The sequence below is a fragment of the Thalassotalea sp. LPB0316 genome (assembly GCF_014898095.1).
In the GTDB taxonomy this organism is placed as follows: domain Bacteria; phylum Pseudomonadota; class Gammaproteobacteria; order Enterobacterales; family Alteromonadaceae; genus Thalassotalea_G.
The window spans coordinates 3,307,011-3,324,119 of the sequence record NZ_CP062946.1 but is presented as its reverse complement, the minus strand read 5'-3'; the positions used below and the strand labels follow the sequence as shown (position 1 = coordinate 3,324,119).

15 protein-coding genes are annotated in these 17,109 nt (G+C 42.1%); 11 read left to right on the top strand and 4 right to left on the bottom strand.

The features are described 5' to 3' along the window. Positions 1–7: 7 nt before the first annotated feature. Positions 8–2,782 (bottom strand): two-component sensor histidine kinase BarA, encoded by a 2,775-nt coding sequence (barA, locus tag LP316_RS14940; RefSeq protein WP_193021905.1) that lies wholly within the window; start codon positions 2,780–2,782, stop codon positions 8–10. Positions 2,783–2,890: 108 nt separating this feature from the next. Here barA and rlmD point away from each other — a divergent pair, with 108 nt between their 5' ends. From rlmD to LP316_RS14920, 4 genes are read left to right on the top strand one after another with little or no spacing between them, the layout of a single operon-like run. Then, positions 2,891–4,246, top strand: a complete 1,356-nt coding sequence (gene rlmD / locus LP316_RS14935) for a 23S rRNA (uracil(1939)-C(5))-methyltransferase RlmD (protein ID WP_193021904.1) — start codon at positions 2,891–2,893, stop codon at positions 4,244–4,246. A 33-nt stretch (positions 4,247–4,279) separates the two neighbouring features. Continuing rightward, positions 4,280–6,469, top strand: a complete 2,190-nt coding sequence (gene relA / locus LP316_RS14930) for a GTP diphosphokinase (RefSeq protein ID WP_193021903.1) — start codon at positions 4,280–4,282, stop codon at positions 6,467–6,469. After that, positions 6,466–7,290: a nucleoside triphosphate pyrophosphohydrolase gene (gene mazG, locus LP316_RS14925; protein WP_319020960.1), complete on the top strand. Its 825-nt coding sequence runs from the start codon at positions 6,466–6,468 to the stop codon at positions 7,288–7,290. The genes relA and mazG overlap by 4 nt, the downstream gene beginning before the upstream one ends. 6 nt (positions 7,291–7,296) lie before the next feature. Continuing rightward, on the top strand, positions 7,297–7,704 hold the full coding sequence (locus LP316_RS14920; RefSeq protein ID WP_193021902.1) for a YbaN family protein: 408 nt from the start codon (positions 7,297–7,299) through the stop codon (positions 7,702–7,704). Between the two features lie 19 nt (positions 7,705–7,723). Here the strand turns inward: LP316_RS14920 and LP316_RS14915 are convergent, their stop codons facing one another. Then, on the bottom strand, positions 7,724–7,972 hold the full coding sequence (locus LP316_RS14915; protein ID WP_193021901.1) for a DUF2164 domain-containing protein: 249 nt from the start codon (positions 7,970–7,972) through the stop codon (positions 7,724–7,726). A gap of 97 nt (positions 7,973–8,069) precedes the next feature. On the opposite strand from LP316_RS14915, the gene LP316_RS14910 reads away from it, so the two are divergent. The 7 genes from LP316_RS14910 to LP316_RS14880 all read left to right on the top strand — a co-directional run bounded on the left by LP316_RS14910 (position 8,070) and on the right by LP316_RS14880 (position 14,625). Continuing rightward, positions 8,070–8,621: a DUF2058 domain-containing protein gene (locus LP316_RS14910; RefSeq protein ID WP_193021900.1), complete on the top strand. Its 552-nt coding sequence runs from the start codon at positions 8,070–8,072 to the stop codon at positions 8,619–8,621. A 69-nt stretch (positions 8,622–8,690) separates the two neighbouring features. Next, entirely contained in the window at positions 8,691–9,056 is a 366-nt protein-coding gene (locus LP316_RS14905) for a glutaredoxin family protein (protein WP_193021899.1), read from the top strand. Positions 9,057–9,132: 76 nt separating this feature from the next. Further along, entirely contained in the window at positions 9,133–10,134 is a 1,002-nt protein-coding gene (msrP, locus tag LP316_RS14900; RefSeq protein WP_193021898.1) for a protein-methionine-sulfoxide reductase catalytic subunit MsrP, read from the top strand. A gap of 25 nt (positions 10,135–10,159) precedes the next feature. Beyond that, positions 10,160–10,792, top strand: a complete 633-nt coding sequence (msrQ, locus tag LP316_RS14895) for a protein-methionine-sulfoxide reductase heme-binding subunit MsrQ (RefSeq protein WP_193021897.1) — start codon at positions 10,160–10,162, stop codon at positions 10,790–10,792. 172 nt (positions 10,793–10,964) lie between these two features. Next, entirely contained in the window at positions 10,965–12,347 is a 1,383-nt protein-coding gene (locus LP316_RS14890) for an amidohydrolase (RefSeq protein ID WP_193021896.1), read from the top strand. An 11-nt stretch (positions 12,348–12,358) separates the two neighbouring features. Continuing rightward, complete coding sequence (locus LP316_RS14885) at positions 12,359–13,594, top strand: amidohydrolase family protein (protein WP_193021895.1); 1,236 nt, start codon at positions 12,359–12,361, stop codon at positions 13,592–13,594. A 161-nt stretch (positions 13,595–13,755) separates the two neighbouring features. Then, complete coding sequence (locus LP316_RS14880; RefSeq protein WP_193021894.1) at positions 13,756–14,625, top strand: D-hexose-6-phosphate mutarotase; 870 nt, start codon at positions 13,756–13,758, stop codon at positions 14,623–14,625. 169 nt (positions 14,626–14,794) lie between these two features. On the opposite strand, the gene LP316_RS16045 is transcribed toward LP316_RS14880, so the two are convergent. Continuing rightward, a complete protein-coding gene (locus LP316_RS16045; RefSeq protein ID WP_226960755.1) occupies positions 14,795–15,370 on the bottom strand; it encodes a PEP-CTERM sorting domain-containing protein in 576 nt (191 codons plus the stop codon). A gap of 186 nt (positions 15,371–15,556) precedes the next feature. Then, positions 15,557–16,987 carry a sensor domain-containing diguanylate cyclase gene (locus LP316_RS14870; RefSeq protein ID WP_193021893.1) on the bottom strand — a complete coding sequence of 477 codons (1,431 nt, stop codon included), beginning with the start codon at positions 16,985–16,987 and terminating at the stop codon, positions 15,557–15,559. Positions 16,988–17,109: the final 122 nt, after the last annotated feature.

The following is a 17,109-nucleotide window of genomic DNA, read 5'->3' as shown; positions in this document are numbered from 1 at the left end:
CTGTGTCTTAAGCAGGTGTGACATATTGACTGGCTTGTTCGGTCAACGCTTCGATATGATCACTTAGTTCAAAAAAGTTTGGTTCCAAATCATCAATACTCGCCCCTTGTTTCAACTGCGTTTCTATCTCATTGACACAGTTTGCCAAGTTAGGCACGCCAGAATAACAACAAGCGCCATTTAATTTGTGAATTAGGCTTTTCGTTGTGTCGATGTCTTGGCAAGTAATAGCCTCAGTGAGTTTTTCTTGTGTTTCGGGTAAGCTATTGACCAAGCCGGATAACATATCTTTTGCTAGTGCTTCATTATTTGCAGAGCGTTTTAATGCCAGCGACCAATCAATCACTGCAGGTTTTGGCTGTTCTGTTACCTCTACCCGAGTTTGCGTATACGTTTCAACCGGGTCTTTTTTCGCGTTAATAAACAGCTTAAAGTCACAATATTCGTAGATGGTATGTTTTAACATGGTTTCATCGATAGGTTTTGTCATATACGAATTAAAACCAAGCTTTAATAAACGATCGCGCTCGTCGCTAAGCGCGTGAGCAGTCACTGCGACTATAGGGGTCTTTTCGTTAAAGGTATCATCTTTTATGTGTTTGAGCGCAGTAATACCATCCATTTTCGGCATTTGAATATCCATAAAAATAATGGCGTACTTTTCTTGCTTACACAGTGCTAGAGCTTCTTCACCATTGGTCGCTGTTACGACTTCTTGAACTTGTTCACTCAGTAATGCTTTGATCAGTTTCAAGTTAGCTTCGTTATCGTCAACCGCTAGCACTTTAATTGGCACTATAACGTGATTTGAACGCAGTGGTAGGTGGCCATTATCGCTCGATTTATCTTGTAGTGCTTTGATTAGCCTTAAGCCAACTAACGGCTTAGATAAACAAGTTTTGGCACCCGCAGCGACGATCATCTCTTGTAAGTTCGGCGAGGTACTGTTCATGGCAACGTGAACATTGTCAATGCGCTCACTGGTTTGACTGACTAAGCTTTTCAGTTGGTTGAGCGAGCCGGGGCTGACATCGCCTGCAATGAGCGCATAATCAAAGTTTTGTTGTTCAGTTAGTCGCTCGAATTCTGATAAATCATCGACGCAAGTGACTTTCATTTGGGTCGAAGTTAAAATCTCAGCTACCGCTTGGCGACTATGAGCATGGGGCTCAAAGTACAAGATCGATTTATCTTTGAGGCTTGTTTCATTTGATAACGTTGTCAACTGAATGTGGTTGAGATCAACTTTAAACGTAAACCAGAATGTTGAGCCAATATCAGGCTCTGATTGCAAACCGATGTCGCCGTGCATTTCATGGACTAAACGCTGTGATATAACTAAACCTAAGCCCGTACCGCCGTATAAGCGAGTGACACTTTTATCGGCTTGGTTAAAGGCTTCAAACAAAGTTTGTTGCTGCTGCTTGCTCATGCCGATACCGGTATCTTTTACCAATACCTTGACGACGACGCTGTCTTTATCAATATGCTCAGTGTCAACATCAATCGTCACAGAGCCTTGATCGGTAAATTTAATCGCATTATTGACTAAATTAGTAAGTACCTGTTTGATCCGCATAGCATCGCCAATCAGTGAATCAGGCAGGTCTTTGTTAATGCGCAATGATAATTCGATATTTTTCTTATGGGCGCTAGGGGCGAGCAGCGCGATGCTTTCTTCAAGTGATTCTCGCAAGGCAAACGGAATATTTTCAATCACCATTTTACCTGCATCTAACTTTGAAAAATCGAGAATGTCATTGATGATCGCTAACAAATTGTTAGCTGAACGTTCTATCGTGTGTAAATAATCTCGTTGGGTGTCACTCAGTGGTGTTTTTAATACTTGGCGGGTAAAGCCGATTACACCGTTAAGTGGCGTGCGTAATTCGTGACTCATATTAGCCAAGAACTCTGATTTAACGCGGTTAGCATCTTGGGCTTTGCGCTTGGCAATATCTAATTGCACGTTTTGAATTTCAAACTGCTCAAGTGATTCGCGTAAGTCGTGAGTGGCTTGGTCGATACTGCGTTGCATCTCTAGGTGGTAGTCACCTAGACTCTGTGCCATCGCATTAATACCGTTTTTAAGAAAATTTAACTCGCCAATTAACTGACCACTGACTCGGCTTTCCAGTTTACCTTCACGAATTCTATCAACTGCTTGCACCATCGAGCCAAGCGGCCTCGTTACCTTGCCAATCAAACGAAATGACGAGACAGCGCTGATAATTGAGCCCAAAACAACCAATAGAAAGGCGATGATCATTTCGCGTTGCTGATCAAATTGAATAGACTTTTTATCTATCTGCATCGATAAGTAACCGATAATTTGCTGTGACGACGAAAAGCTCTCACTGGGTTCAACTTCAACCATGATCGGTGTGCGAAATATTAGCTGATCGTTGATTTCTTCTACCGTGGTTTTTTGCGGTAGGTCATATCCTGCAGGCACTCGCATGACGTTAGTGTCGCCATTGTAAGCACTAGTAACAAAAACTTGGTTGTCATTGGTGAACAGCACGATGCTGCGAATAATATCGGCGTGATTTTTATGGGTGAAGCTCAATAGCGTGCGAACATCTTCTCGTTGACGATTTTCCAATAATTTGGTTGAGGCAATGGCAATCGGTTCAATAATATTAGTTGATTTATTGATTAAAAAATCATTGAGTTGGGCGTGACGACTCGCGGTAAAATAACCTGCTAATCCTAAGCCGATTAGTGTCGTCGGTAAAATGGTAATGAGAATTACCCAATCTTTTAGGCTTATTTTCTGCATCTAACGTCGTGTTTGGTGTAAAATTGTCCCTGCTTCGCTATATCATGGCATAGTTCGCCATGTAGACCAAAAAAAATTACAAATACTCAGCCGAATTCAAAGAAAATTATGGTAAAAATTTTTAAACCGACCGCCAATAAAGCCCTAAAAGGAAAAAACTTAACGCTAACCATCGAGCGACTAGACTTTAACGGTCGTGGCGTTGCTCGTTATCAAAATAAACCCATATTTATTAGCGGCGCGTTGGCACAAGAGCAAGTAAAGGTACGAATTATCGAGCAATCGAGTAAGTATTGTGTTGGCCAACTGCTCGATGTAATCAAGCCAAGTGATGTTCGCTCTGCGCCTAAATGCCCGCACTATAAAGTATGTGGCGGCTGTGATATGCAGCATATCGATGAATCTCAACACGTTGAGATCAAACAGGCAAAAGTCACCGAGTTATTTGCGAGGCAGAAATTGCTAGATTTACCCTGGCAAGACGCTTTAGTTGATAGCCAGTGGCACTATCGTCGCAAAGCACGGCTTGGTGTTCAGTATCACAAAAATGGCAATGCTGTGGTGGGCTTTCGCGAAAAGCACACCAATAATGTAACACCCATTAAACAATGCGACGTTTTACTAAAGCCGTTATCAAAACTACTTCCTGAGTTAGTTGCCACGGTTAATCAATTGCCGGCGAAATCGATTGGTCATATCGAGCTAGTTTATACCGAGCGTCAACCAGCGCAACAAAACCAGCCGATTATTACGTTGGTTATTCGGCAACTGGGTAAGCTAACCGAAGCAGTTAAAGAGCGCTGGCAAGTATTTTGTCAACAAGCAAGCAATAACAGCACCTTTCAAGTTTATTTTGACTTTGGTCAAGAGAAACCACTTGAGCCGCTCAATCAGGTTGAAGGTTTGTCTTATCTTGTCGATAGCGATATTGAGATAGCTTTTGAACCAAGTAACTTCATTCAAGTGCATCATCAAGTTAATCAACAGATGATTAGTCACGCAATCGATTGGTTATCATTGTCAGAACAAGACAAGGTTTTAGATCTTTATTGTGGCCTTGGTAACTTTAGTTTACCGCTGGCTAAAAGAGTGGCAAGCGTTACAGGGATTGAAGGCGTTCAAGCCATGGTCGATAAAGCAGCTAACAACGCAAGTGTTAATAACTTGAGTAATTGTCAGTTTTATCAAGCTAATTTAAACGCAAATTGGCAGTCGGGTGCTTGGCTTGAACAATCGTATAATAAAATTTTATTAGATCCTGCCCGAGCTGGCGCACTTGAAGCTTGTCAACAACTTGGCCGATTCAATGCGACCGACATCGTTTATGTCAGTTGTGATCCGGCAACCTTAGCTCGCGATAGCGCAGTTTTGGTTGCACAAGGCTATCAGATCAAAAAAATTGCCTTAATGGAGATGTTTGGACAAACAAAACACGTTGAAACTATGGTATTGTTTCAACGTTAATTCACCGCGTATTAAGTAGTAAAGGGAATACTGATGGTTTCAGTTCGCAAGTCACATTTAATTTCTGAGCACAGTTTTGAGCAGTGGTTGTCGCAGCTTGAACTCACGCAAGCAAAACGCGACGCTCTAGATGCCTTGTGGCAGAAAATTCATCACCACTACAACGACGAGGATGAAAGCCTCACCAAGTCCCTTGAGATGGTCGAAATTCTAGCGGAATTAAACCTAGATAAAGATTCGTTGTGCGCCGCCTTTATTTACCCGCTAATTGAATACCATGCCTTAACATTAGAGCAAGCTGAAGAATTACTGACCAAAAAAGTGTTTGTCTTGGTTAAAGGCGTTGATCAAATGGACGCCATTAAAACCTTACAGCAAGGTCATAATAACCCAGTTGCGGTTAAGCAAATCGACAATATCAGGAAAATGCTCCTAGCGATGGTTGACGATGTTCGCGCTGTTGTTATTAAGCTGGCGGAACGACTGTGTTACTTGCGTTTAGTGAAAAATGCCGATGAGGAAACTCGCGTACTAGCGGCGAAAGAAACAGCAAATATCTACGCGCCACTGGCAAACCGTTTAGGTATCGGCCAGTTGAAATGGGAGTTGGAAGATATTTCGTTTCGTTATCTTCACCCTGAAACCTATATGAAAATTGCTAAAATGCTCGACGGTAAGCGTTTAGAGCGCGAACGGTATATGACTGACTTTGTTAATAATTTACAACATCAGTTAGAAAAGATGAATGTTAAAGGCACGGTTTATGGCCGCCCTAAACACATCTATAGTATTTGGAAAAAAATGAGCAAAAAATCGTTAGATTTTGAGCAGTTATTTGACGTTCGTGCGGTTAGAATTTTAGTTGAAGAGCTACAAGATTGTTACGGTGCATTAGGAGTTGTCCACACCAACTGGAAACACCTGCCGAGTGAGTTTGACGATTATGTTGCCACACCTAAACCTAATGGTTATCAATCGATCCACACCGTTGTTTTAGGGCCGGAAGGCAAGCCAGTTGAGGTTCAAATTCGCACCGAAGCAATGCACCAAGACGCTGAATTAGGTGTCGCTGCTCACTGGAAATACAAAGAAGGCAGTGCTAGTGGTAAGAAAACCGGTTTTGATGAGAAGGTGAATTGGCTGCGCAAAATCTTGCAGTGGCAAGAAGATGTCTCTGAAAGCGGTGAAATGCTTGAGGAACTGCGTTCACAGGTATTTGAAGATCGCATTTATGCCTTCACCCCAAATGGTGATGTAATTGATTTGCCTGTAGGCTCAACCCCATTAGACTTTGCCTATTACATTCATACCAATGTTGGCCATTGCTGTATCGGTGCGAAAATTTCAGGGCGTATAGTTCCTTTTACTTATCAGTTACAAACGGGTGATCAGGTCGAGATCTTAACCTCGAAAAACCCTAATCCGAGTAGGGACTGGTTAAACCCTAATTTGGGGTATTTACACTCAGGTCGAGCTCGTGCCAAAGTACAAAGCTTCTTTAGGCTACTTGATCGCGATAAAAATATTGCCGCTGGTAAAGAAATGCTTGAAGCAGAGTCAACCCGCAGTCAAATTCCATTAAGTCAGTTGTCTGAGGTTATTGGAAAATTCAATATGACTACTATTGACGATCTGTACGCAGCTATCGGCACAGCGAATATTCGTTTGCAACAAGTGATGAATTACTTGCAGCAGCTGATAAAAAAATCACAACCAGAAGAAGAAATTGACCCACAAAGCCTAGTCAGCCAATCGAGCCAAGCTAAAACATCATCAGATAACGCCATTACGGTATCTGGCGTGGGTAACTTATTAACGCATATGGCGAAGTGTTGTCACCCAGTACCAGGCGACGAAATCGAGGGCTTTATCACCCAAGGTCGGGGGATCAGCGTGCATCGCAAAGATTGTGAGCAACTTGCTACTTCATTAGAGCAACAACCTGAGCGCGGTGTCGAAGTGCAGTGGGGCGATGATGTTAAATCGACATATCAGGTTACGATTGCGATTATCTCAGGTGATAGATCAGGTTTGCTCCGCGATGTTTCTACCTTAATAGCCAACGAGCGAATTTCAATTTTAGGCATGCAAAGTCAAACCGACAAAGCTAAGCAAAATTCACGCATGAGTATAACCATGGAAATAGCAAACGCTGAGGTACTGGCACGCTTAACCAATAAAATTTTACAACTTGATGATGTTTCTGAGGTTATTCGTCTGTGAACAATAAACTAACCGCTATGCTTGAGGCACCAGCATCGATTGATAAACTGCGTTGGATCATGGCACAGTTGCGCGATCCAGAAACAGGCTGTCCATGGGATATTAAACAAACTTTTGCCACTATCGTCCCTCATACCATTGAAGAAGCATACGAAGTCGCTGATGCGATTGCCCTAGAGGATTTTGTCGAGCTCGAAAAAGAGCTCGGTGATTTGTTGTTTCAGGTGATTTTTTATAGTCAGTTAGGCGAAGAGCAACAAGTATTGAGCTTTGACGGCGTCATTGAAAAGGTCTGTGAAAAACTTATTCGCCGCCACCCGCATGTCTTTAGTGATACAGATTTGGCGACCGATGAACAAATTAAAGCGAATTGGGAAAATGAAAAAGCCAAAGAGCGCGAACAAAAGAACCAAACCAGTTCGTTGAGTATTCTTGCCGATATTCCCAAGAGTTTACCCGCGCTTTCTCAAGCGAATAAAATTCAAAAACGCTGTGCCCATGTTGGCTTTGACTGGTCGTCAATCGAAGATGTCTTTGCCAAAGTCGAAGAAGAAGTCGCCGAAGTTAAAGCTGAGTTGCCAACCGGAGGTGAAGCGCTTAATCAAGAGCTCGGTGATTTACTTTTTGCCGTGGTTAATTTGTGTCGCCATGCCAAACAAGATCCTGAGAGCTTATTGCGCGCGGCCAATCAAAAATTTACCAAGCGCTTTGAGCAAGTCGAGCGTTTAGCTCGTGAGCAACATAGCCAAGTTGAAAATTGTGACCTAGCGCAACTCGAAGCTTACTGGCAGCAAGTCAAGGCTGAAGAAAAGACGAGATAATAACAAATGAAACACGCGATACCGCGTTGGCTTTATATTTTACTTGGCTTGTGTTTCGTTTTGCTAGCAGCACTAGGCGTCGTGTTACCTATTTTACCAACTACGCCGTTTCTAATCGTTGCGGGCGCTTGCTTTGCCAAATCATCGCCGCGTTTACATCAATGGCTGCTCGACAATCCCACTTTTGGCCCACTGATTTATCACTGGCAAACAACGCGCAGCATTCCGAGACGAGCAAAGCGCATTGCGATTATTTCGATTGTTCTCACTTGTGCTTGGTCTTGTTACATCTTACCAAACTGGTATTTAAAGTTACTTGTGATTGCCTTGGTTGCATGGCCAATTTACTTCTTAGCTAACCTACCGCTAGCCGAAGACGTCGGGCGGTTTAACCCTAACAGACAAACTAAATAATTAGCGACACATACGTTTACTAAATATCGCTCGGCTGCTCTAATTCAACAATTGATTCGGTTAATAGCTCTAAGCGCGCTGAAATCATGGTTTGAGCGTCGGTTAAACCTTTGTTGTAATAAGCGTTGCCAAGCGTTTTCTCGATAAAGCTCAATAGAAATTCCACGTCAAATTGACCTAGGTCGAAACCTAATTCCTGATCAAAATATTCTTGGAACTCTTCGATTACACGGGCTTTTTGTAGCGAGTTGAGTTTGAGTAAATGCATATTATTCCTGCGGTAATTCTATAAACGGATTCTGTACTCGCTCATTGTAACGAACCTTGTTAAAATTAGCGCACTTAAATTTTTAGCTGGTTGAGACATGTCATCATTACAAGATCAATTACTCAAAGCTGGTTTGACGACAAAGCAAAAAGCGCGTCAAGCCAATAGTGATAAACGTCGTAAAAACAAACAAAAACGCAGTGGTGCGAACGTTGAAGCGAGCTTGCAAGAGCAAGTGAAACAAGATTTAGCTAAGCAGCAAGCACAAAAGCTTGAAAAAGATAAAGCGCTCAATGAGCAGAAAAAAGCTGAGTTAGCAAAAAAAGAGCAGCATCAGCGTATTTTGCAGATCTTAACCCATCACTCGTTATCTGATATCGACGGCGATCTAGAGTACAACTATACCTTTGACGGTAAAATTAAGAAGCTACATGTTAGCAAAGTTATTCAAGATGCCTTAGTTAATGGTCGTCTTGCGTTATGTGGTTTAGACGAAAAAACCTATGTCGTTACTGCTGAAACTGCGGAAAAATTAGCGACGATAGATCCGCAAGTTGTGCTGTTGAAAAACGATCGCAAGCAAGAAGAACAGATCGATGAAGATGATCCGTATGCAGATTTTCAAATTCCAGATGATTTAATGTGGTAACTCCCGTGCTGCTTGCGCTTGTTTAGGCTGCAAGTAGCCACTTTTTAACATTCATTTAAGGCAGTATTAATGAAGATCATTCGTTGGCTTATTGGCCGCATCATATTATTTTTTGATTTTATCTTTTCACCGAGTAGACCAAAGCGCAGTGCTCAGGAGCAAGCTGAGTTAGATAATAAAACCCGTCATTTGAGCCTGTATCAACTGCCCGCTTGTCCATTTTGTGTCAAAGTTCGCCGAGCGATTAAACGTCAAGGGTTAACTATTAGCTTGAAAAATATTCATGACTCAGACAACCTCGAGACACTAGTGAGCCAAGGTGGCAAACGCACCGTGCCGTGTTTGCGCATTGAACAAGCCGATGGCAGTGCAACATGGATGTATGAATCAAACGATATTATTCACTACCTTGACCAACAATTTGGAAAAAATTAATTAATCAAGAAAGTAATTCTTTGCGTATAAGGTCTTAATAGTAGTAGAAGTTACGCGATATAAGTTAAGGCCTAATATGCTGATAAAAATCCCCAAGAAGTCTCAACTATTAGAAAACCAAGTGACCGATGAGCGAGTTTATACCGAGCGACGTCAATTATTAAAATCTCTTGGTTATATCGGTGCAACCGGCTTGTTAGCGCCATACACCGCAAATGCGATTAACTGGTTTGACGATAAAGAAAGTATGCGTTCAAGCCAAACCAAACTTGATTATCAGCAGGCTCAAGCGAGTACCGATAAGCTTACACCTGAGCAAAAAGTTACATCACATAATAATTTTTACGAATTTGGCGCGCAAAAGCATCAACCGGCAGAATTAGCACAATCGTTTAAGGTTACCCCTTGGCAACTTGTGATTAATGGTGAAGTTGAACAGCCGATCACCTTAGATTACGACGATCTATTTAAACGCTTTACTTTAGAAGAGCGAATCTATCGCTTGCGCTGTGTTGAAGCCTGGTCAATGGTGATCCCTTGGGTAGGCTTTTCGTTAGCTGAGCTTATCAAACAAGCAAAACCTTTGAGCAAAGCAAAATACGTTGCCTTTGAAACCCTATATGATCCAAGCCAAATGCCGGGGCAAACCAGTAGAAGATTAGGGGGCGGCATTCAGTATCCATACAAAGAGGGCTTGAGACTCGATGAAGCCATGAATCCGTTGAGCTTTTTAAGTGTTGGCTTATACGGAAAAACCTTACCACCGCAAAATGGTGCCCCCATTCGGCTTGTTGTGCCTTGGAAATACGGCTTTAAAAGTATTAAGTCGATTGTTTCAATTACCCTGACGGAAAAAATGCCACCAACAACATGGAATATCTTAGCGCCTCACGAATACGGCTTTTACGCTAATGTAAACCCCGACGTTGCCCATCCAAGGTGGAGTCAAGCAAGAGAGCGACGTATTACGTCTGGCGGGCTATTCGCGCAAAATCGCATTGACACTCAGATATTTAATGGCTATGGCGATGAGGTTGCTCACCTCTATAAAAACATGGATTTAACTAAGTTTTATTAAGCGAAAAATTAAGCGAAAATTGAACATGTCGACTGCTCAAAAAGTGTTGTTACTCAAACTTACTATTCATCTTTGTGCGCTTGGTTTACTCGTAGAGCAGTATGCGCTGGCGATAAATGACCAGCTCGGCGGTGATCCGGTGAAAGCAATCATTCATTTTACTGGCATTGGCGCGTTTAATTTGTTGTTATTAACCTTACTCGTTTCGCCATTGGCACAACGTTTTAAACTCGGCTTTTTAATGCAAACGAGAAGATTACTCGGTTTATATGCCTTTACTTACGCGAGTTGTCATGTCGTTAACTTTTTAGCTTTTGATCTGCAGTTTGAATGGCGTTTTTTCCTGGAAGAAGTGTTCAAGCGGCCTTATATAACGCTCGGTATGTTAGCATTTATTTGGCTTATCCCGATGGCGATAACTTCAATCACTTGGTTTAAACGAAAAATGAAAGGCAATTGGCAGCGCTTACATAACGGTAATTATTTGATAGTAATACTCGTTGCAATACACTTTTATTGGTCGGTGAAATCCGAACTGATCGAGCCCTCTATTTATTTGCTTGCCACATTGTTTTTATTGGCATTGCGTAAAGACAAACTCAAACGATTATTTCAATCGTTAGTAAAATATCGTAAAAACACTTCAACTTGTCGATAATTCAATCGAACACCGATAAAAGCTATTGTCGTTTCGGCTAAATCAATATAAGGTCAGTGTGAAAGTTTGATAAAACTACAGCTTGGTAAAGCCTTTTATTACGCTGTATGACAATACTCTAACGATGAAGTTGTTCACGCATCACGCAGAAACAACCACGGGAACCTCAATAATGCAAAAATTTGTACCAACTCTTTTAGTTGCTGGTATCTCGCTAGCACTGACTGCGTGTATGCAGTCTGAAACACAAGATCCAAGAGTTACGATTAACAAAAATCCATATCCAAGTACTTACCAAGTACTGCCGTCGACTGCTACGTTATTAAAGAATGCCACAGTACTTACGGGTACTGGCGAGCGTTTAGATAACACTGACGTATTGTTAGTTGATGGCAAAATTTCAAAAATAGGCCAAGATTTAACGGCAGATAACGCGACAACTATTGATGCCTCTGGCAAGTGGGTTACGCCGGGTATTATTGACGTTCACTCACATTTAGGCGTTTATCCAAGCCCGAGTGTTGAGTCGCACTCCGACGGTAATGAAGCTATCTCACCCAATACCTCTGAAGTATGGGCAGAGCATAGTGTTTGGCCACAAGACCCTGGCTTTCAAGCCGCACGTGCCGGTGGTATTACTACGTTACAAATTTTACCTGGCTCAGCTAACTTATTTGGTGGTCGTGGCGTAACATTGCGTAACGTGCCGAGTCACACTATGCAAGGGATGAAGTTTCCCGATGCGCCATATGGTTTAAAAATGGCTTGTGGTGAGAACCCTAAACGCGTTTACGGTGGCAAAAAAGTCGCACCATCAACGCGTATGGGCAATATGGCCGGCTATCGCATGGCGTGGGCTGAAGCAGAAGAATACAAGCGCGCATGGGATAAGTACAACGCCGATTACGATGCAGGTAAAAACCCAACACCACCAGCGCGCGATATTGAGTTAGATACACTTGTCGGCGTCTTAGAGGGCGAGATCATGATCCACAACCACTGCTACAAAGCAGAGGAAATGGCAATGATGATCGACTTAGGCAAAGAATTTAACTACCACTCGGGGACTTTCCACCATGCGGTAGAGGGCTACAAAGTAGCAGATCTACTTGCTGAAAACGGCAACTGTGCAGCGATGTGGCCAGATTGGTGGGGCTTTAAAATGGAAGCATACGACATGACCTTAGAGAATGTCGCGATTGTTGACGGCAAGCCAAATTCATGTGCCATTGTTCACTCAGATTCATCATCAACGATTCAACGCCTAAACCAAGAAGCCGGTAAAATTATGTACCGCGCAAATGAAAATGGTTTTAGTTTGAAAGAGCAAGATGCGATCAAGTGGATCACTTACAATGCAGCGAAATCACTCGGTATTGAGTCTGAAACCGGTAGCTTAGAAGTTGGCAAGAAAGCCGATGTTGTCTTGTGGAACCAAAACCCATTTAGTGTCTACGCACAAGCTGAGCAAGTGTTTCTTGACGGCGCCAAAGTTTACGATCGCTTTGATGAAAAATATCAAGCGAAAAGCGATTTCTTACTAGGTCAAGAATAAGGAGCTGCCTCATGAAATTATTTAAATCATCATTATTGGCATTAGCTGTTGCAGCAACTTCTACTTGGGCAAATGCAGAGAGTTTAGCCATTACTAATGCAACCGTGCATACCGCTAACGAGCAAGGTGTATTAACGAATGCAACCATTTTAGTTGAAGATGGCGTCATCACTGCAATTAATCCGTCTGCAGCAAATGCTGACAAAGTTATTGATGCGCAAGGTAAAAATTTAACGCCGGGTATTATTAGCGTGATGAATAACCTTGGGCTTGTTGAGGTTGGTGCTGTTTCTCGCAGCCGTGATGCTGGTGATAAAGGCGCAAGTATTACGTTTGATCCGAGCTTAGCGTATAACCCTAAATCAACGGTTATTGCGTACACGCGCAAAGGCGGTATTACCTCGAGTGTGGTGTCACCTCGCGGTGGCGATAGCTTGTTTAAAGGGCAAACGTTTTACACGGATTTATCAGGTGAGTTTGACAGTATTCGCGTGGCCAACAATGCCGTTTACGTTGAGTTAGGCGCTGAAAGCAAAGGCTCACGTGCAACCAACTTACAAAAGCTCACCGACAAGCTAGCAGATTTCCAAGCCAAGCTGGAAAAAGCAAAGAAAGACGACAAAAAAGGTGATGAGCTAAAACGCGATGAGCAAGTGCTCAAGTCATTACTTGATGGCGAAAAGCTGATGGTTGTTTACGCAGATCGAGCAAGTGAGTTGTTAAACATTATCAAGCTAAAACAAACCTTTGGCTTAAACTTAGCCATTGTCAGTGCTGCCGACGCCGTGGTTGTTGCTGATGAGCTGGCTAAGGCAGATGTCCCCGTGATCATTGATGCTATGCAAAACCTACCATCGAGTTTTGACGCGTTAAATAACTCACTTGATAACGCTGCTAAGTTAATTAATGCAGGCGTTAAAGTAGTGATTACCACCGGTGGTGATACACACAATATGTATCAATTGCGCTACAACGCAGGTAACGCGATTGCTAATGGCTTAACGCCAGAGCAAGCACTTGCGGCAATTACATCAACTGTCGCGGAAGTTTTTGGACTTGACGCTGGTGAGATTGCGGTTGGTAAAAAAGCGGATTTAGTCCTTTGGAGCGCAGACCCATTTGAATTGAGCACTAAGGTTGAACACATCTGGATAGACGGTAAAGAGTACTCAACACAGTCTCGCTCAGACAAGCTTCGAGATCGTTATATGGCAACTTCAGATATGCCTCGAGCATATACCAAGTAGTCGTTGACGGACATTAGAAAAAACCACCGAAAGGTGGTTTTTTTATGTTTGTAAAAAATTAGCCTCCTTGGGAAACGGCATGACTATCGAAATATTTTAAGCTTTGCAACAGCTGTCTATCTGTTAAAGTATCGGTGATCATTCAATAAAGGTTTCCGTTTATGTCACACTCGCCTCAATTGCTTTTCCAACAAGGGGATATTGAAGTTGTTCAGTCATCGATTAACGACATTGATATTGTCAACATCAAGCACCCGCTTTGTCAGGCATCCGTTTCTTTGTACGCAGGTCATGTACTGAGCTGGCAACCGACTGGGCATGACGAGGTATTTTGGTTATCAGATGATACAAGCTATCAACAGGGCAAGGCGATTCGCGGCGGTATTCCGCTGTGTTGGCCTTGGTTTGGGCCAAAACAAGATGAAGTTAACCACGGTTTTGCTAGAACAAGTCAATGGCAATTGACCTCTGTAAAAGCCGATAATGAAGGTGTTGAACTGACTTTACTCTTTGGCGGTCAAGGCTTAGCGACAACATGGCCATATCAGTTTGAGGTTGAGCAAAAGCTATATTTTGGTCAAGATTTTAAACAAAGCCTGAAAATCGACAACCTTGGTAACGAGCCATTTGAGCACACGGGTGCGCTGCACAGCTATTTTAAGGTAGGAGAGCCAAGTAAAGTTTCGGTATCCAAGCTCAATAATGTGGCCTTTTTTGATAAGTTATCGGATCAAATTGTCACCGAGCCGATGGTGGATTGTCGTGGCCCAAAAGACAGGGTTTATCAAACCAATCAAAATCTTGAGCTAATTGATAACAAGTTAGCCCGTATCATTAGTTTATCAACAACAGGGACAAGTAGTTGGATTTTGTGGAATCCAGGCGAAGAAGTAGCGCAAGGTATGAGCGATGTTCATCTTGGCGCAGAAAAGGAGTTTGTTTGTTTAGAGGCTGGTTTTACTGAGCCTTTAGTTTTGGCTAGTCGTAATAGTTATACTATTAGCCAGCATATTGAGATCAGACGTCTTTAACTGGGTACTTTGTTGTCGAGCCCGTTATAGCTGTTCAAAATAGTTAGTGAAGTTAAGAGACTAATCACTCTATGGTTAGTCAACAACTTTTATTTATCTAGGGAAATGCAAGGTAAGTCGTGCGCAATGAATATTGCGCACATAGTATTTTTTAACCTGTAGAAACGCGTTAGCTTTGTTTTTTGCGACGAGCAACTAAACCTACTAACCCCAAGCCTAAAATGGCGAGAGAGCTTGGCTCTGGCACGGATACTGAAGATACTCTAAATACAAGTGACTCGTTACATGAATTAGGACAGCTCGGGCCATCAAAATCTGCCCCTGCCCATGCATTACCACCAACAGCTTGGCCGTAGTCAATGTGCTCGTAATTGTTAGAGAACCAAGGTGATGCAACTGCGATTGAATCAAAACCGACATAGCCACCTGTAAAGGCTGTTGCACCAGTTACAGGGTCAACATAATAGTTAAGGTTGGGATTCCAAATAGCATTGTAGCCATCGCCTGCAAAATCAACGGCATCTAAGCCACCAATTTCATTATAAACAGCAAGCGTCATTGCCTGCCAACCGTATTGTGCTTGATGAGACAAGTTAACATCCCAGAAATTAACAGGAGAAGCCCAAGCAATATCGTAGCCACCAACAGTGATGTAAGCATTATCGTCTACTTCACTTAAAATGATACTCGCACTTGCTGTGGTAGAGGCTAACATCAGCAAAGTAGCTAAAATAAATTTTTTCATAATCTCAACACCCTTTGTAATAATTATTTATCAAAGTTAGTTAAGCATAATATATACCAAATGCTAATTTGTTGGTTTTGTTTGTTTTTTATCCAGCTGGGTTGGTGCTGTGTAAATATTACTGACAGCAGAACTGTTCATTATTGATAAGATAAAAGAAAAGTTATGGTGGACTATATAGTTATTCTATTCAGATATCTCTACGCGATTACGCCCGTTTGCTTTGGCTTGATAGACAGCTTTGTCGGCGTTTTCAATAAAGTGTTTGAATTGCAGGTTTTCGGTCTTTTCAACACTAACACCAAAACTCATGGTGACGCGTATCGGTTGCTGGTTATCCTTACCATAAAACTCAGTGCTTTCAACACAAGCGCGCAAGCGTTGACAAATATCTGCAGCTTGTTGCAACGAGGTTTCGGGGAAAATTAAAACAAACTCTTCGCCACCCCAACGAGCCGCTATGTCCTTAGTGCGCAGGTCCGTGCTTAATAATTTAGCCACGCGTTTTAAAATTTTATCGCCCACGATATGGCCATGGGTGTCGTTAATCGCTTTGAAGTGATCAATATCGGTTACCACAACAGCAAGCTCACTATACTCGCTCAATAAGTTTTTAAATTTCCATTGCACATACGAGCGGTTAGGTAATCCGGTTAAGTTATCTAAATTAGCGTCGGCAACAACGTCTTTTTTGAATAATTCCAACAGTGAAAAGAAGACAAAGTATAGTATTAAGGCAACTAAAACAAATATCCCAAAACGACTCATTAGCAGTAACCAGAAAGTTTTTTGGCCAGTCGCTGATGGCGCAACCACGAACACTTTCCATCTTAACTCCTCAATGTCGAGGTGGGTCACGGTATAAATATTATCGCCGGAGCTGTAGTCAAACTCGTTTTCTTTTTCGACCATGCTTTTTTCATAGCGCTTGTACCAAGGCATAGAAGCAATATTAATCAGTTCGTCACGGCGGTGGTGGCTTTCTGTTTTCATTAAGCTATTGGTTGAAAGGGTAATGTTGCTTTCTTCGTCAACGAAATACACTTCAAAGCCAAATTGGTTTTTAAATTCCGTTAACTTTTCAGCGAAGATGTCTAAATCTACACCGACACCGGTGAAGCCGCAAAATAGCCCCTGTTCATTAAAGATTTTAACGTCATAGTACAGGGTTGGATTTTCGGAATCGCCAATATCTGCAGTAAAGTTTTGATCAATTTTTTTGATCCGTTGATACCACTCGGCGTCTTGATGCTGAAAGTTAATTCTTAAACCCTCAGAGTTCATCATGATATTGTGTTTTTCTAGTGCGATAAATGCACGTAATTTACCTGCTTGAGACGATACTTCTAAAAACTTATTGAGCTTGGCTTCGTCGAGTTCATCTTGTTCAATTAAATCAATCAGTAATGGGTCCTGCGCCATATAAGTTGATAAAGTTAGTGGGCTGATAACCTCTGAGTTTATCCATGAAAATAAGGGAATAGTCGCATCTTGTTGCTGTTTGTTATAGGTTGAAATGACCGTTTTAAAGGTAAAGTAAGACGTCGCTACTATGGCAAAAATAGTGACGAAGAAAACTGCAGTAATATAGTGATCAAACCTATTAATTAGCTTCATGCAATACTTATTCAAAAACCTTATAAATATCAGGTGGGTGTTGTATGTAAGATACTACTCTAGCTTATTTTTTAATCCCCAGAGATGCAACGTGTTTTTACTGAAATTATTACACTAGTAGT

Excerpts from the sequence above, each read along its gene's own strand:
- barA (WP_193021905.1), bottom strand. The coding sequence starts at position 2,782 with ATGCAGAAAATAAGCCTAAAAGATTGGGTAATTCTCATTACCATTTTA.
- rlmD (WP_193021904.1), top strand. The coding sequence starts at position 2,891 with ATGGTAAAAATTTTTAAACCGACCGCCAATAAAGCCCTAAAAGGAAAA.
- relA (WP_193021903.1), top strand. The coding sequence starts at position 4,280 with ATGGTTTCAGTTCGCAAGTCACATTTAATTTCTGAGCACAGTTTTGAG.
- LP316_RS14920 (WP_193021902.1), top strand. The coding sequence starts at position 7,297 with ATGAAACACGCGATACCGCGTTGGCTTTATATTTTACTTGGCTTGTGT.
- LP316_RS14915 (WP_193021901.1), bottom strand. The coding sequence starts at position 7,972 with ATGCATTTACTCAAACTCAACTCGCTACAAAAAGCCCGTGTAATCGAA.
- LP316_RS14910 (WP_193021900.1), top strand. The coding sequence starts at position 8,070 with ATGTCATCATTACAAGATCAATTACTCAAAGCTGGTTTGACGACAAAG.
- LP316_RS14905 (WP_193021899.1), top strand. The coding sequence starts at position 8,691 with ATGAAGATCATTCGTTGGCTTATTGGCCGCATCATATTATTTTTTGAT.
- msrP (WP_193021898.1), top strand. The coding sequence starts at position 9,133 with ATGCTGATAAAAATCCCCAAGAAGTCTCAACTATTAGAAAACCAAGTG.
- msrQ (WP_193021897.1), top strand. The coding sequence starts at position 10,160 with ATGTCGACTGCTCAAAAAGTGTTGTTACTCAAACTTACTATTCATCTT.
- LP316_RS14890 (WP_193021896.1), top strand. The coding sequence starts at position 10,965 with ATGCAAAAATTTGTACCAACTCTTTTAGTTGCTGGTATCTCGCTAGCA.
- LP316_RS14885 (WP_193021895.1), top strand. The coding sequence starts at position 12,359 with ATGAAATTATTTAAATCATCATTATTGGCATTAGCTGTTGCAGCAACT.
- LP316_RS14880 (WP_193021894.1), top strand. The coding sequence starts at position 13,756 with ATGTCACACTCGCCTCAATTGCTTTTCCAACAAGGGGATATTGAAGTT.
- LP316_RS16045 (WP_226960755.1), bottom strand. The coding sequence starts at position 15,370 with ATGAAAAAATTTATTTTAGCTACTTTGCTGATGTTAGCCTCTACCACA.
- LP316_RS14870 (WP_193021893.1), bottom strand. The coding sequence starts at position 16,987 with ATGAAGCTAATTAATAGGTTTGATCACTATATTACTGCAGTTTTCTTC.